The sequence below is a fragment of the Oribacterium sp. WCC10 genome (assembly GCF_900113415.1).
In the GTDB taxonomy this organism is placed as follows: Bacteria; Bacillota; Clostridia; order Lachnospirales; family Lachnospiraceae; genus Oribacterium.
Genome location: NZ_FOPH01000020.1, coordinates 1 through 12,721, shown reverse-complemented (window position 1 = coordinate 12,721; position 12,721 = coordinate 1). Strand labels below are relative to the sequence as shown.

Annotated in this window: 24 protein-coding genes and 1 pseudogene; all 25 read left to right on the top strand. The window is 42.0% G+C overall.

Annotated features, from left to right (window positions below):
- Window positions 1-117 precede the first annotated feature (117 nt).
- Window positions 118-711, top strand: coding sequence for a GTPase RsgA (rsgA, locus tag BM294_RS12815; protein ID WP_091209033.1), 594 nt, complete (start codon window positions 118-120; stop codon window positions 709-711).
- A gap of 7 nt (window positions 712-718) precedes the next feature.
- The gene (rsgA, locus tag BM294_RS12810; protein ID WP_242944533.1) at window positions 719-1,102 is read left to right on the top strand and encodes a GTPase RsgA; all 384 of its coding nucleotides are present in this window, start codon (window positions 719-721) and stop codon (window positions 1,100-1,102) included.
- Between the two features lie 203 nt (window positions 1,103-1,305).
- Window positions 1,306-1,962 carry a phosphatase PAP2 family protein gene (locus BM294_RS12805; RefSeq protein ID WP_091209028.1) on the top strand — a complete coding sequence of 219 codons (657 nt, stop codon included), beginning with the start codon at window positions 1,306-1,308 and terminating at the stop codon, window positions 1,960-1,962.
- Between the two features lie 15 nt (window positions 1,963-1,977).
- Window positions 1,978-2,589 (top strand): helix-turn-helix domain-containing protein, encoded by a 612-nt coding sequence (locus tag BM294_RS12800; protein ID WP_091209025.1) that lies wholly within the window; start codon window positions 1,978-1,980, stop codon window positions 2,587-2,589.
- Window positions 2,590-2,622: 33 nt separating this feature from the next.
- On the top strand, window positions 2,623-3,057 hold the full coding sequence (locus BM294_RS16620; RefSeq protein WP_330389882.1) for a GNAT family N-acetyltransferase: 435 nt from the start codon (window positions 2,623-2,625) through the stop codon (window positions 3,055-3,057).
- Window positions 2,984-3,244, top strand: coding sequence for a hypothetical protein (locus BM294_RS16615; protein WP_330389881.1), 261 nt, complete (start codon window positions 2,984-2,986; stop codon window positions 3,242-3,244). Before BM294_RS16620 ends, BM294_RS16615 begins: the two co-directional genes overlap by 74 nt.
- Window positions 3,245-3,265: 21 nt before the next feature.
- Window positions 3,266-3,466: a hypothetical protein gene (locus BM294_RS16020; protein WP_091209023.1), complete on the top strand. Its 201-nt coding sequence runs from the start codon at window positions 3,266-3,268 to the stop codon at window positions 3,464-3,466.
- Window positions 3,417-4,409 (top strand): GNAT family N-acetyltransferase, encoded by a 993-nt coding sequence (locus BM294_RS16610; RefSeq protein ID WP_091209020.1) that lies wholly within the window; start codon window positions 3,417-3,419, stop codon window positions 4,407-4,409. Before BM294_RS16020 ends, BM294_RS16610 begins: the two co-directional genes overlap by 50 nt.
- Window positions 4,410-4,464: 55 nt before the next feature.
- Window positions 4,465-4,956, top strand: a complete 492-nt coding sequence (locus tag BM294_RS12780) for a GNAT family N-acetyltransferase (protein ID WP_091209017.1) — start codon at window positions 4,465-4,467, stop codon at window positions 4,954-4,956.
- A 4-nt stretch (window positions 4,957-4,960) separates the two neighbouring features.
- Window positions 4,961-5,632, top strand: coding sequence for a CatA-like O-acetyltransferase, family 3 (locus BM294_RS12775; RefSeq protein ID WP_091209014.1), 672 nt, complete (start codon window positions 4,961-4,963; stop codon window positions 5,630-5,632).
- Entirely contained in the window at window positions 5,629-5,835 is a 207-nt protein-coding gene (locus BM294_RS12770) for a hypothetical protein (RefSeq protein ID WP_091209010.1), read from the top strand. Before BM294_RS12775 ends, BM294_RS12770 begins: the two co-directional genes overlap by 4 nt.
- Entirely contained in the window at window positions 5,835-6,329 is a 495-nt protein-coding gene (locus BM294_RS12765) for a CDP-alcohol phosphatidyltransferase family protein (RefSeq protein WP_091209008.1), read from the top strand. The genes BM294_RS12770 and BM294_RS12765 overlap by 1 nt, the downstream gene beginning before the upstream one ends.
- Before the next feature lie 110 nt (window positions 6,330-6,439).
- A complete protein-coding gene (locus BM294_RS12760; protein WP_091209005.1) occupies window positions 6,440-7,333 on the top strand; it encodes an AraC family transcriptional regulator in 894 nt (297 codons plus the stop codon).
- Between the two features lie 80 nt (window positions 7,334-7,413).
- Window positions 7,414-7,533, top strand: a pseudogene (locus tag BM294_RS16855) (WYL domain-containing protein); the annotation flags it as partial.
- A complete protein-coding gene (locus BM294_RS12755) occupies window positions 7,534-7,944 on the top strand; it encodes a helix-turn-helix transcriptional regulator (protein WP_442950783.1) in 411 nt (136 codons plus the stop codon).
- Window positions 7,916-8,887, top strand: a complete 972-nt coding sequence (locus tag BM294_RS16850; protein WP_330389880.1) for an isochorismatase family protein — start codon at window positions 7,916-7,918, stop codon at window positions 8,885-8,887. Before BM294_RS12755 ends, BM294_RS16850 begins: the two co-directional genes overlap by 29 nt.
- Before the next feature lie 54 nt (window positions 8,888-8,941).
- Window positions 8,942-9,577 carry a GyrI-like domain-containing protein gene (locus tag BM294_RS12740; RefSeq protein WP_091208999.1) on the top strand — a complete coding sequence of 212 codons (636 nt, stop codon included), beginning with the start codon at window positions 8,942-8,944 and terminating at the stop codon, window positions 9,575-9,577.
- A 2-nt stretch (window positions 9,578-9,579) separates the two neighbouring features.
- A complete protein-coding gene (locus tag BM294_RS12735; RefSeq protein ID WP_044915874.1) occupies window positions 9,580-9,993 on the top strand; it encodes a TIGR04076 family protein in 414 nt (137 codons plus the stop codon).
- 9 nt (window positions 9,994-10,002) lie between these two features.
- A complete protein-coding gene (locus BM294_RS12730) occupies window positions 10,003-10,779 on the top strand; it encodes an N-acetyltransferase (RefSeq protein WP_091208997.1) in 777 nt (258 codons plus the stop codon).
- Window positions 10,780-10,815: 36 nt separating this feature from the next.
- Window positions 10,816-11,037 (top strand): ORF6N domain-containing protein, encoded by a 222-nt coding sequence (locus BM294_RS12725; RefSeq protein WP_091208994.1) that lies wholly within the window; start codon window positions 10,816-10,818, stop codon window positions 11,035-11,037.
- A complete protein-coding gene (locus BM294_RS16720; RefSeq protein ID WP_334292732.1) occupies window positions 11,034-11,312 on the top strand; it encodes an AAA family ATPase in 279 nt (92 codons plus the stop codon). Before BM294_RS12725 ends, BM294_RS16720 begins: the two co-directional genes overlap by 4 nt.
- Window positions 11,313-11,463: 151 nt before the next feature.
- Complete coding sequence (locus tag BM294_RS16005) at window positions 11,464-11,604, top strand: hypothetical protein (protein WP_175494678.1); 141 nt, start codon at window positions 11,464-11,466, stop codon at window positions 11,602-11,604.
- Window positions 11,605-11,607: 3 nt separating this feature from the next.
- On the top strand, window positions 11,608-11,889 hold the full coding sequence (locus BM294_RS12715; RefSeq protein WP_091208991.1) for a Dabb family protein: 282 nt from the start codon (window positions 11,608-11,610) through the stop codon (window positions 11,887-11,889).
- A gap of 16 nt (window positions 11,890-11,905) precedes the next feature.
- Window positions 11,906-12,340, top strand: a complete 435-nt coding sequence (locus BM294_RS12710) for a hypothetical protein (RefSeq protein WP_091208988.1) — start codon at window positions 11,906-11,908, stop codon at window positions 12,338-12,340.
- A gap of 88 nt (window positions 12,341-12,428) precedes the next feature.
- Window positions 12,429-12,721 (top strand): YbaK/EbsC family protein (locus tag BM294_RS12705; protein WP_304528641.1); only part of this gene is annotated, 293 nt, incomplete at its 3' end.

The following is a 12,721-nucleotide window of genomic DNA, read 5'->3' as shown; positions in this document are numbered from 1 at the left end:
GCGATTGTTTACTGTATATATCTGGGAAGAATAAAAGAGGATGCCATTAAAAAATGAGAACGGCTCTATTCCAGACAGTGGGATCCATACTGATATTGGCGATAAAGGTGGAGACAAATGAATAATACAAATGAAGAACTTATTAAAGGCAGAATATCTGCGATACACAAGAACAATTATACAATTAGATTCGAAGGAAAGGATATCCCTGCCAGACTCAAAGGGAGCTTTTATGACTTAATGACAGATCGGTTTCCTGTTGTGGGTGATTATGTTTCTTTTGAGTACAACCCAATCGGAGATTCTTTGATCGTATCAGTGCTTGACCGTTCTGGCCTTTTGCAGCGCCCTGATCAGGCGAAGACCGGAGTTATGCAGTACATGGTAGCTAACGTGGATTATACCTTTATTGTGACGTCGCTTAATGAAGACTATAGCTATAATCGAATAGCTCGATATGTGAGTGTTGTTCTTCAGGGGCATTCTATTCCGGTGGTGGTTTTGACTAAATCGGATCTGTGTAGTAACTATGGCAGATATATTAGAGAAGTGGAGAGCATATCTGATAAGGTGAAAGTTCATGCAATTTCAGCGCTCTACGGTATAGGAACAGATGAACTTGAGCAGTACATGAGACCAGGCGTTACTATATGTCTGATGGGGTCTTCTGGGGGCTGGAAAGTCAACACTTTTAAATGCTTTTGCTGGTGAAGAGACAATGAGAACTTCCAGCATCAGAGAGTCAGATTCCACAGGGAGACATACCACTACCTACAGACAGCTGATTGAACTTAATAACGGCGTATCCATAATTGACACACCCGGTATGAGAGAAATTGGCATGGCAAATACGGAGTTGGGAATTGATAATACCTTTTCGGATATAGCCAAGTTGGAAAAACAATGTAAATTTAGTGATTGCCAGCATGACACGGAGCCAGGCTGTGCTGTGAAAGCCGCAATAGAAAGTGGTGATCTTTCTGTGGACAGATACATCCTGTACAAGTCACTTAGCTCTGAGAATACGAAGAATTATGCCAAGAAAAAAGAAATATCAAAATGGGCTAAGGCTGCAAAGAAAATAAAAAGAGATAGTTTTTGACATTGTAAAGGAATTTCAGCACGCAGGCAGGTATGAGTGAAATTAATAACCTGCTGATTTGTGACATCGCACAAATCCAGTATTCATGCGGATGACACGAAGCGTATCGCCCATGTGACGGCGGGATTCTTTCTGTTTTTCATATCCTTTGATACTTTGAAATCAGTCGGAAGGAAATTTTTCAAAGGAAAGGAATTAGAAAAATGAGAAACAGAAAAACTTGCTTTTTAACAGGAGTCACTTTTATAGCATTGTTTGCATTATTAACCTTGCTTATTATGACAATTGATGTTAGGACCGCCGGTCAAAATGGAACAAATATTGGATTTGCAACATTCAATACCGGATTTCATGCGTTGACTGGAGTCAACATGACACTGTATACCATCACAGACTGGCTTGGGCTGGTACCTATTTTTATCTGCATGATATTTGGTGGTGTTGGGTTACTTCAGCTGATTAAGAGAAAGAGCCTGTTTAAGGTGGAGAAGGACATTATCATTCTCGGAATCTACTACATCATTGTCATCATGGCTTACCTTATTTTTGAGATGATACCAATCAACTACAGACCTATACCTATAGAAGGGGTCATGGAGGCATCGTATCCATCTTCTACAACGCTGCTGGTACTTAGTGTGATGCCGACACTGGTGGAACAGGCTGGCAGAAGGCTAAGTGATGATGTGATAAGGAAGCTGATAGCTGCTTTTGCAGTATTGTTTTCGCTATTTATGGTAATAGGAAGACTTATTTCAGGAGTCCACTGGTTTACTGATATCGTGGGCTCGGTACTTTTAAGCATCGGCTTGTATTATCTGTATAAGGGATGTGTTCTGTCATGCAGAAAAGAGGCATAAGAGGAGATGGCAGCTATGGAGTTTGGCGAAAAACTGTTGGAACTGAGAAATAGCAAAGGGATGACCCAGGAGGAACTGGCAGAAGCTTTGTTTGTTTCAAGGACAGCGATCTCAAAATGGGAGTCAGGGAGAGGATACCCCAGTATTGATTCGTTAAAAGAGATATCAAAGTTCTTTTCTGTATCAATAGATGAGCTTCTTTCCAGTGAAAAGCTGGTAACCATTGCTGAAAAAGAAAACAGAGCAAATATTCACAAGGTCCTGGATTACCTTATTGGGCTTAATGACCTATTGGCGTGCGGGCTGATATTTCTTCCGCTTTTTCCGCACCCGGTGGAAAATATGATTTACGCAGTTAGCCTTATTGAATACAGTGATGTTTCGGCAACCATAAGGCTGATCTACTGGGGATTGTTTGCTTCCCTTGTGGTAACGGGAGCTGTAATAGTGGTTTTAAACCATTTTAAGTGTGAAAAGATAAAGAGGGTAATGATCAGCTTGTCCTTGGGAATCAGTATAGTCACTGTACTTGTCCTGGCCATTACCAGGGCAGCGTATGCTACATCTGTAGCTTTTATTTTGATGACCATAAAAGGATTATTGCTACTTAAACGAGAGAAAACATGAATTATATGAGGAGATTATTAGAGATGAATTCAAATGATTATACAATACGACCTGAGAAAAAAAGAAGAATACAGAGAAGTTGAAAACCTTGTAAGGGAGTCCTTCTGGAACGTCTATCGACCGGGATGCAGTGAGCATTATGTGATACATGTCCTTAGGGATGATCCTGCTTTTATAAAAGAGCTTGATTTTGTCATGGAAAAGGATGGGAAACTTATCGGTCAGAATATATTCATGAAGACGATAATTGAGGCAGATGATGGCAGGACTATCGATGTCCTTACAATGGGACCAATCGGTATCACTCCTGAATTAAAGAGACAGGGATATGGCAAGGCAATCCTGGACTACTCACTTGAAAAGGCTGCAGAAATGGGCTTTGCGGCAGTGCTTTTTGAAGGAAATATTGGATTCCTATGGACACAGCGGCTTTGGCTATGCAAGCAAGTTCGGAATCAGATACCATGACCTTCCGGAAGACGCAGACGCATCATTCTTCCTATGTAAGGAACTAATCCCGGGATATCTTGATGGAATCACCGGTGTATACCAGACTCCAAAGGGTTACTATGTTGAAGATGCTGATGTTGAAGAGTTTGATAAGAATTTTCTGCCAAAGGAAAAGCTTAAGCTTCCAGGGCAGATTTTTGAGTAAAGTATAAGGATGATATTGATTATGAGGGCTAATATAGATTTTAAGAATTATACTGACAGTGATTATGAGGCCTTGTGCTTTTTTCCGATATGGAATTCTATGAGAGGCTTGGCTTCAGGAAGAAACATCATTATTCATTTTTCTGGAAAAAGGATGGCAAGTAAGGAGATACATGATAAAAATAGAGACGGAAAGGCTGCTCCTGCATCCGATATCAGATGAGGAAATGCAGAAGATTATAGATGACGAGAAAAATCCGGAAATGCAAAAGGCATATTCAGAGATGCTTCAAGGATGCCTTGATAACCCAGAAGACAGAGTATGGTTTGCAACTTGGAATATGGAACTCAAGGAACAGCCTAAAACTATCGTGGGAGACCTTTGCTTCAAGGGAATCACAGATGACGGAATGGTAGAAATAGGCTATGGCCTTAAGGAAGGCTACTGTGGGAATGGATATATGACTGAGGCAGTAAGGGCTATAACTGAATGGGCATTATCCCAGAACAAAGTATCACGAGTCGAGGCGGAAACTGATCCGGACAATCTGCTATCAAAGAGGATACTGGCTAATGTTGGATTTGTTCCAACCGGTGAAGTGGGGGAGGAAGGACCAAGATTCGTCTTAGAGAAGAAAATAACCGTGTGTGGAAAGTTATACCGGATTATTAAACTTCTCGGGCATGGAAAAAGTGGGTATTCATATCTTGCAGACCAAGATGGACAGAATGTGGTCTTAAAACAAATACATCATGAGCCCTGCGATTACTATACCTTCGGAAATAAGATACAGGCTGAGAAAAATGATTACGAACGACTCACTAATGCCGGAATCAGAGCTCCGAAGATGCTGGCTATAGACGAAGAGAATGAGCGGATTGTCAAGGAATATGTTGATGGGAAAACTATTTTTGACTTAATCCTAGAAGGAACTTCAGTAGATCAATTTTTGCTGCAGGTACGTACAATGGCGAAGAAGGCATTTGACGTTGGGCTGAATATTGATTATTTTCCTACTAATTTTGTTATTCAGGATGGACTGCTATGGTATGTCGATTATGAATGCAATGACTACATGGCAGAATGGAACTTTGATAACTGGGGAATCCGGTACTGGTCAAGAACACCGGAATTTGAGGAGTATCTTAAGTCTGGTACGTCATAAAAAGTGCGGTTATACCGGTTTCCAATTTTGACGAAAGTGACGGAAGTAAAGATTAATGCGTGAAGAAAGTAAGAGGAAAAAGGATATTCATATTCTACTTGCAGATATGAAATATATTGATAGCTGCATAGAAATATTGCAAAATTCGAATTTAGGGAAAGCGTATTTTAGCAATCATCAAAAGGCAGCTAATATGCTTACATATGCAGTGGGACAAGAAAACATATATGTTGCATTGGATGAAAATGAGAAATGCCTGGGGTTTATTTACTACATGACAAATGGTGTTTTTGGAAGCTACCCTTATCTCCATATTGTTGCAGTAAAGGAAGAATACAGAAGTTGTGGTATCGGTAAACAGCTGATGAAGTTTTTTGAGGATAATGCTTCCGATTCTTCTTCGGCAAAATATTTTTTAACTGTAGATGATTTTAACCCGGGAGCGAAGAAATTATATGAAAATCTGGGGTATAAGTGTGTCGGAGAACTACCTGATTTTTATAAAAAGGGGATAAACTGCTATCTGATGATGAAAAGAAGAGGGTAAAGATATGAACTATAGAGTTATTGATAAAGAAACCTATTACAGGAAGGGGGTATTCCGGCATTTTACGGAGGATTGCAAGTGCTCGACTTCTATGACGGCAAGGGTTGATGTGACGGAGCTTGTTAAGTGCTCGAAGGAGAGTAACACGAAGTTCTATGTCAATTTCCTATATATCCTTTCCATGGTATTGAATTCCCGGGATGATTACAAAATGGGGTATCTCTGGCAGACTGAGGAACTGATCTGTTATGACAGGATTAACCCTACGCAGTATATTTTTCATGAGGATACCGAGACCTGTACGCCGGTATATACAAGTTATGATCCGGATTATGCCGCATTCTACAAAAATGCTGTCTATGACATAGAGAAGGCAAAACAAACGAGGGAGTATGGCCTTGATATGGAAAAGCATCCGAACTGGTTTGATGCTTCCTACATTTCATGGCTGTCCTATGATTCCCTGAATATTGAACTGCCAGATGGATTCCTCTATTTTCTGCCGATCATCAACTGGGGGAAATACCGTGAGGAAAACGGGAGACTTTTGATGCCGGTGTCGGTTCGTATGAATCATGCGATAGCGGATGGGTATCTGATTGCGAATGTATTCCGCTTGCTTGAAAAAGAGATGGCTGCGTTTTGCAATGGTAAAGTGAAGGATGAACAGATATGAGTAAATACGAACATCTTTGGAAATGGATCCGGGATAATGGAACGGACAGCATCAAGCTCACATATGCTGAGATTGAAGAAATTACAGGGGTTCCGATCGACCATTCTTTTCTCAAATACAAGAAGGAATTGTTGGAATATGGCTTCTGTGTCGGAAATATCTCAATGAAGGAAGAGACGGTCATGTTCCAAAGAGTTAAGTGATGGCAAATAGAATAACAGGTTTTAGGGTACTGATCAGTATTGCACTACTGTTCTGTCCGGTGTTTTCGCCGGTATTCTATATACTATATTTGACTGGCGGCTTATCAGATATGATAGACGGAACTATTGCCCGAAAAATGAATACTGTCACCGAGTTTGGAGCGAGATTTGATACTGCTGCGGATTTTGTATTCGTAGTAGTATGCTTGATAAAGCTGCTCCCGGTGATAAGTATGTCGGCATGGTTGTGTATATGGATCGTAATAATTGCGCTGATAAAGATAATAAACATCATTTCGGGACACATTGTACAAAGAAAGTTGGTGGCGGTTCATTCAGTGATGAATAAGGTGACAGGGGTATTGCTTTTTATACTGCCTTTGACATTTCCCATAGTCCCACTAAAGTATTTGGCGATTCCGGTATGTGCGGTTGCGACTTTTGCGGCAGTTCAGGAAGGGCACTTTATCAGGACAGATCCGGACATAAAATGACAGGATATTAACTTCCTAAACAGGTATACTGATCATACAAGGGCGCTGGATGTCCGGGGGACATCCGTTTAGCGCGGACCGGAACGAAGTGGAGACGGGAGGTTTGAGTGATGGAGTTGATTACCAGCATTCGGAAAGCGATCGATTATATGGAGAAGCATCTTACCGACAACATCAGTGCGCAGGATGTTGCCGATCAGGTGTATCTTTCACCATTCTTCATTCAGAAAGGGTTTTCGCTGATAACAGGTTACGGTCTCGGAGAATATATCCGAAATCGGAGACTGCATAATGCGGCACTTGATCTGAAGGAGACAGAGGATAAGGTGATTGATATCGCACTCCGGTATTGTTATGAAACTCCAGAGAGTTTCAGCAAGGCTTTCTCGCGTTTCCACGGCGTGACACCCACGCAGGCACGTGAAGGAGCAGATGTAAGGACTTTTCTTCCCTTGTCTATCAAAGTACAGGTTCAAGGAGGTATCCAAATGGAATACAAGGTAACAACAATGTTTCAGTTCAAGGTAATCGGATTTCAGAAGGAATTTGATTACGAAACCGCTTATCAGGAGATCCCGAAGTTCTGGGATGAGATCTGCGAGAAGTATGCCGCAAATGTTTATGCTGGGAATGAGCCGGCAAGCCCTCAGGAGAAGGCGATTATAGATCATTGTATCGGAGAATATGGTGTTTGTATCGATGATATCGGTGGAGGTAAGTTCCGATATCTGGTTGCTGGAAAGTACTCCGGCGGAGATGTCCCGGAGGGCATGGTAGTCTATGAGTTCCCACGTGGTGAATGGGCGATGTTTGACTGCATAGGTCCTATCCCTGAGTCACTGCAGAGCCTTAATACCCGCATATTTAAGGAGTGGCTGCCGGGAAATCCTGACTATGAGCTCTATGGAAACGCTAATGTCGAATGGTATGACTGCGTCAATGGGGAAAAGACCGACAAGGATTATCACAGCGCGATCTGGATTCCTGTAAAAAAGAAGGCGTAAGATTCAAAACCTGTATCCCGGGAAACCGGGGTACAGGAAAAATTTTATCAGAAACATGACATACTGTTGTCCTGTTTGGCTTGATAAGATATGCGAAAAGGGAGATCGAGCCTTATTATCTGATTTTTAAATGGTCTAGCTGGTATGCATATGGGTTCTGTCTGTTAAGGGAAGACTTCCGGCTGTTCAAGCTGAACAGGATGGACAGTATCATTCATGGTGAGGTGTTTGACAGAAGATCCGAGATTCCTTTGCCGGAGCTGTCGAATGAAAAGGTCTTTCCGGCAAAAGGAAGAGTCAAAGCAGTTTTTGATCCGTCCATGAAGTGGCAATTGATTGAAGAGTACGGCGTGGGTTCATTTGAAGAGCAGCCGGATGGATCGCTTCTCTTTGAACATGAATATTCGGATGATGAAGGCCTGATATCATGGATGCTTTCATGCAGGGATAAGGTGACTGTGATCGATCCGGAGTCTGTCAGGGATAAACTGTATGAGATCGCCTGTGATATGGCGGAAAAATATGCAACAGCAGTGAGCGAAGCGGAGCCATGCGGAGCTTTTGAAAGGAGGGAAAAGAACCATGGGAAACAAAGCGCTGATGATAATTGACATTCAAAATGACATTACTAAGAACTACAAAAAGATCATTGATCGTATCAATCAGGCTATCGACTGGGCTGTGACAGAGAATATGCAGATCATCTATATCAAGCATAATAATCTGTCGCCGGGAACTAGAACCTTTAAGGCGGACACAAAAGGGGCTGAGCTGGTTACTGAAATGAAGGTGGTATCCGATAATATCTTTGTGAAGACGAAGGCAAATGCGCTTACGAGCGAGGAATTTACAGAGTTCATTGAAAAGAATGGAATTAACGAGTTCTTTATTGCCGGTGCGGATGCCACAGGCTGCGTAAAGTCCACATGCTTCAATATGACAAAGGCAGGATATAGCGTTCACGTGATATCCGATTGTGTTACAAGCTATGATCTGAAAAAGATGGATGAAATGTACGCATACTATGTGAATAAGGGCTGTGAGGTCAAAGAACTTAAGGATTATATGGAGGGCGCTGATCGTCCGGTGGACGATCGTTTAGCGCGGACCGGAACGAAGTGGAGACAGAGCATGAGATTAGATGGTTTTGGGTTACTTGTAGAAGACATGGGGAAGATGATTCGCTTTTACAGGGATGTTCTCGGATTTGAGATCAAGGAAGAAGAGAATACTTCTAATGTTTATCTTGTAAAGGATGGAACGCTTTTTCTGCTTTACGGCAGGAAGGATTTTGAGAAGATGACAAGCCGGCGGTATGAGTATATAAAAGGACTGAACGGTCATTTTGAAATAGCGCTGTATGTCGATACTTTTGAAGAGGTGGATGAAGCATATAAGAAGGCCGTGGAAAATGGAGCGACATCCGTGCTGGAACCAGAACTTGAACCTTGGGGACAGAGAACCTGCTATATCGCTGATCCGGAAGGCAACTTGATAGAGATCGGTTCCTGGAATAAGTCTTATGAAACAAAAGACTTGACGGAGGGGTGCTGATCGTCCGGTGGACGATCGTTTAGCACCGACCGAAACGAAGTGGAGAAAAAGGGTATGGCGTTTGATTACAAGAAGGAATACAAAGAATTCTATATGCCGAAGGGCACACCATCTATCGTTACTGTTCCGAAAATGAATTATATCGCGGTTAGGGGCAGTGGGAATCCAAATGATGAAGATGGCGAATATAAACAGGCTATAGGTCTTTTGTATGGAATCGCATTTACGATCAAGATGAGTAAAAAAGGTGATCATCAGATTGACGGATATTTTGATTATGTAGTTCCGCCATTGGAAGGTTTTTGGTGGCAGAATGGAGTAATCGGTATCGACTATGCTCATAAAGAAGATTTCAAGTGGATATCCGTCATCCGCCTGCCAGACTTTGTAACGAAAGATGATTTTGAGTGGGCTGTCAGGGAAGCTACGGTTAAGAAAAAACAGGATTTCTCAAAGGTGGAGTTCTTTACTTATGATGAAGGGTTGTGTGTGCAGTGCATGCATATCGGATCGTATGATGATGAACCTGCTACAGTAGATGCAATGCACAGATTTATAGAAGAACAGGGTTATGTTCTGGATATCACTGACAAGAGACTGCACCATGAGATTTATCTATCTGATGCGAGAAAAGTCCAGCCGGAGAAACTGAAGACAGTGATCCGGCACCCGATCAGGAAGGAGAGCTGACGATGAAGAAGTGGTTTGATGAAGAGTATGAGTTTACGGTTGAAGTGACAGGCTTTCTCAGGGGAGATCACACAGAGCGGTACTGCCGAAACGGAGAAGAGATAGGCGATACATACACCTGTACATACGGATGCCCGGTAAACAAAGATGGATACGGAATCTGTTCCAAAACCATGATGCTGCTGTATCCGTTGATGGAGGCTGTTCGAAGTGGCGGAGATCTTGAAAACCTTGGTGGAGACAGCAAGTACACGAAAACTGTAGTTTGCCCGGATGGCTGCGTTATGTTCCGATTGACAGCAAAACCTCTAGGGAATGAGAACTTCCATAAGGGAGGATATTGGAAAGATCCGGAGGGCGCAAATCGTCCGGGGGACGATTGCTCTGCGCCGACTGAAGTGGAACGGAGAGAGTAGGAGAGGGCTATGGAGTATATCAGGGTTACAAAAGAGAATCTGGAAGAGGAGCATATCTGCTGTGCCATATCCAACAATAAAGATGTACAGGTATCTTCAAAGAAGGCGTGGCTTGCGGACAGATTTGATGAGGGGCTTGTATTCTTAAAAAGTGTGGAGCGCGGGAAATGCTTCATAGAATATATTCCTGCAGAGCATGCATGGAATCCAATCGAAGCACCTGGGTATATGTATATAGACTGCCTATGGGTTTCCGGTTCTTTCAAAGGTCATGGATATTCAAGCGATCTGCTTTCCGAATGCATCAAAGACAGCAAGGAGAAGGGAAAGAAAGGACTTTGCATTCTTGCTGCAGCAAAGAAAAAGCCGTTTCTGGTTGATCCGAAATTCCTGAAATATAAAGGCTTTGAAGTCGGTGATGAAGCTGATAATGGGATACAGTTATGGTATCTGCCGTTTGAAAAAGGAACCGAGAAACCAGTGTTCAAGGAATGTGCCAGACATCCCCATATAGATGAGAGCGGTTATGTTCTTTACTATACGAATCAGTGCCCATTTAATGCAAAGTATGTACCGGTTCTGGAAGAAACCGCTGAGAAGAACGGTATATCATTAAGGGCTGTAAAAATTGAAAGCAGAGAAGATGCTCAGAATGCACCGACTCCGATCACGACGTATTCGCTATTCTGTGATGGGGAGTATATCACGAACGAGCAGATGAATGATAAGAAGTTCTTAAAGTTGTCTGATATTTATGGATATGAGCTTAAAGCTATGAATCAGTAGGTGAAACGAAATATTGAGCGATTCCCGGAAGATTTTATGTTTCAATTAACAAAAGATGAAGTTGAATTGGTGAAGTCACAATTTGTGACTTCACGAGAAAACACATTTTTTTCTGGACAAGGTGGAGGTCGTAGAAAATATCCATATGCCTTTACAGAACAGGGCATTTATATGTTAGCAACGGTTCTAAAGGGCGAATTGGCCACTAAGCAGAGTATTTTTATAATGCGTGCTTTTAAGGAGATTATCGTTATATAAAAGAAGAAAAGAAATTCTATACAGAAAGAATAATAAATGGAGAAAAGTATACTCTTTCCTTTGATGCAGAATCCGATGGAACAAAGAAGCTTTTGTCAACACTTCCGATGCTTATAGTTGCGCTTAAGGAAGGCCGAATGGTCATAATTGACGAATTGGATTCAAAGCTTCACCCAAAGCTGCTCAGGTATATAATCAGTTTATTTAAAAACAAGGAATTGAACCGAAATGGAGCTCAGTTACTTTTCACTTCCCATGATATGACTACCATGTGAAACACTGTATTCAGAAGAGATGAGATATGGTTTGCAGCTACGGATATGAAACATGAGAGCCAGATTTATTCATTGTACGATATAAGAAATGCTGATGACAGTCATATCAATAATAAATCGGCTTATGATAAACAGTATTTGGAAGGAAGATATGGAGCGGATCCTTATCTTGAGAACATGCTCAATGGAGGTTGTGGATGATGAAGGCAATGAGAAATATGTGTCAGTAGAAGATGACTGGCTTACTGAGAAGAGATTGGATATTGGCTCAGAGTGGCCAAAGGAGATTTAACTAATGAAACATTACATAATTGCAAAGTTCAAAGACAGAGATGATATAGAGAAGCTTTTACCAGAAATCAAGGAACTTTTTAATGAGACTCTTAAGATTCCAGGAGTGGAATCATTTATTATACATAAGTCCAACAGTACCAGAGAGAACAGATACAGCATCATGATAGAGATGAATCTGTCAGCGGAAGGACTAAATAACTTTGATGCATCTGAGGTGCATAAGAAGTGGAAGGATACTTATGGAGACAGACTTGAGAGCAAGGCAATATTTGACTGTGATTGAGCACTGGAGGAGCAGTATGAAAAGATTATGCGTCGCCATGTTAATACTTATGACGATTGTTGCTGTAGGTTGTGGAAACAATAAAGTGGCAGATAGCGGAGCTGCTTCCAGCACAGTGAGTGAACCGGAAGCGGTTGAAGCCAGCACTCTTGGTGTGCCTGCGGTGAAAGACGGAGTTTTGAGACCGGGAGAAGACTGCGCTGAGGTTTGTTTCGAATGGGATCCGGTTGAAGGTGCTGATGGATACGAAGTCTCTGAGGAGAATAAGTACTATTCAGAAAAAGAGTACAGAGAACCTGAAACAGTTGAGGTCGCCGATAATACTTATGTTACCGGTGCCCAGGATTATTTTGATTTCAGAATAAGAGTAAGGGCTTTTAAAGGTGAAGGAGCCGACAGAGTTTATGGCGAATGGAGCTCTTTTGCCAGAAGCTTGATCCAAAGAACTTGAACCCTGATATTGCCAAGCAGTTCTATGAAGGCGATGCCGAGCATGACATGTACATTGGCGAAGTTGTGGACATCATAAGGTGAATTAGATGATAAACGTTAAGGTAAAAGAGTTTTTAGACATAAAGGGATTTGGAGACAGGCTGACGGAGCATTCCGAGACAATAGATACTGTTGAGCATGCAGCACAGCAGATTGGTTGCACAGAGCCTGAGATTGCCAAGACACTGTCATTTGTTGTGGATGAAAAGCCTGTTATTGTGGTCATGGCTGGGGATGGCAAGGTGAACAGCTCCAAGTTTAAATCTGTTTTCCATACTAAGCCCCATATGATCCCGAGAGACCAGGTGGAGGATATAACAGGATTCCAGCCGGGCGGAGT

What these genes read in the sequence shown, in the direction of transcription:
- rsgA (WP_091209033.1), top strand. Translation starts at nt 118, where the DNA reads ATGAATAATACAAATGAAGAACTTATTAAAGGCAGAATATCTGCGATA.
- rsgA (WP_242944533.1), top strand. Translation starts at nt 719, where the DNA reads ATGAGAACTTCCAGCATCAGAGAGTCAGATTCCACAGGGAGACATACC.
- BM294_RS12805 (WP_091209028.1), top strand. Translation starts at nt 1,306, where the DNA reads ATGAGAAACAGAAAAACTTGCTTTTTAACAGGAGTCACTTTTATAGCA.
- BM294_RS12800 (WP_091209025.1), top strand. Translation starts at nt 1,978, where the DNA reads ATGGAGTTTGGCGAAAAACTGTTGGAACTGAGAAATAGCAAAGGGATG.
- BM294_RS16620 (WP_330389882.1), top strand. Translation starts at nt 2,623, where the DNA reads ATGATTATACAATACGACCTGAGAAAAAAAGAAGAATACAGAGAAGTT.
- BM294_RS16020 (WP_091209023.1), top strand. Translation starts at nt 3,266, where the DNA reads ATGAGGGCTAATATAGATTTTAAGAATTATACTGACAGTGATTATGAG.
- BM294_RS16610 (WP_091209020.1), top strand. Translation starts at nt 3,417, where the DNA reads ATGATAAAAATAGAGACGGAAAGGCTGCTCCTGCATCCGATATCAGAT.
- BM294_RS12780 (WP_091209017.1), top strand. Translation starts at nt 4,465, where the DNA reads ATGCGTGAAGAAAGTAAGAGGAAAAAGGATATTCATATTCTACTTGCA.
- BM294_RS12775 (WP_091209014.1), top strand. Translation starts at nt 4,961, where the DNA reads ATGAACTATAGAGTTATTGATAAAGAAACCTATTACAGGAAGGGGGTA.
- BM294_RS12770 (WP_091209010.1), top strand. Translation starts at nt 5,629, where the DNA reads ATGAGTAAATACGAACATCTTTGGAAATGGATCCGGGATAATGGAACG.
- BM294_RS12765 (WP_091209008.1), top strand. Translation starts at nt 5,835, where the DNA reads ATGGCAAATAGAATAACAGGTTTTAGGGTACTGATCAGTATTGCACTA.
- BM294_RS12760 (WP_091209005.1), top strand. Translation starts at nt 6,440, where the DNA reads ATGGAGTTGATTACCAGCATTCGGAAAGCGATCGATTATATGGAGAAG.
- BM294_RS12755 (WP_442950783.1), top strand. Translation starts at nt 7,534, where the DNA reads ATGGACAGTATCATTCATGGTGAGGTGTTTGACAGAAGATCCGAGATT.
- BM294_RS16850 (WP_330389880.1), top strand. Translation starts at nt 7,916, where the DNA reads ATGGGAAACAAAGCGCTGATGATAATTGACATTCAAAATGACATTACT.
- BM294_RS12740 (WP_091208999.1), top strand. Translation starts at nt 8,942, where the DNA reads ATGGCGTTTGATTACAAGAAGGAATACAAAGAATTCTATATGCCGAAG.
- BM294_RS12735 (WP_044915874.1), top strand. Translation starts at nt 9,580, where the DNA reads ATGAAGAAGTGGTTTGATGAAGAGTATGAGTTTACGGTTGAAGTGACA.
- BM294_RS12730 (WP_091208997.1), top strand. Translation starts at nt 10,003, where the DNA reads ATGGAGTATATCAGGGTTACAAAAGAGAATCTGGAAGAGGAGCATATC.
- BM294_RS12725 (WP_091208994.1), top strand. Translation starts at nt 10,816, where the DNA reads ATGTTTCAATTAACAAAAGATGAAGTTGAATTGGTGAAGTCACAATTT.
- BM294_RS16005 (WP_175494678.1), top strand. Translation starts at nt 11,464, where the DNA reads ATGGAGCGGATCCTTATCTTGAGAACATGCTCAATGGAGGTTGTGGAT.
- BM294_RS12715 (WP_091208991.1), top strand. Translation starts at nt 11,608, where the DNA reads ATGAAACATTACATAATTGCAAAGTTCAAAGACAGAGATGATATAGAG.
- BM294_RS12710 (WP_091208988.1), top strand. Translation starts at nt 11,906, where the DNA reads ATGAAAAGATTATGCGTCGCCATGTTAATACTTATGACGATTGTTGCT.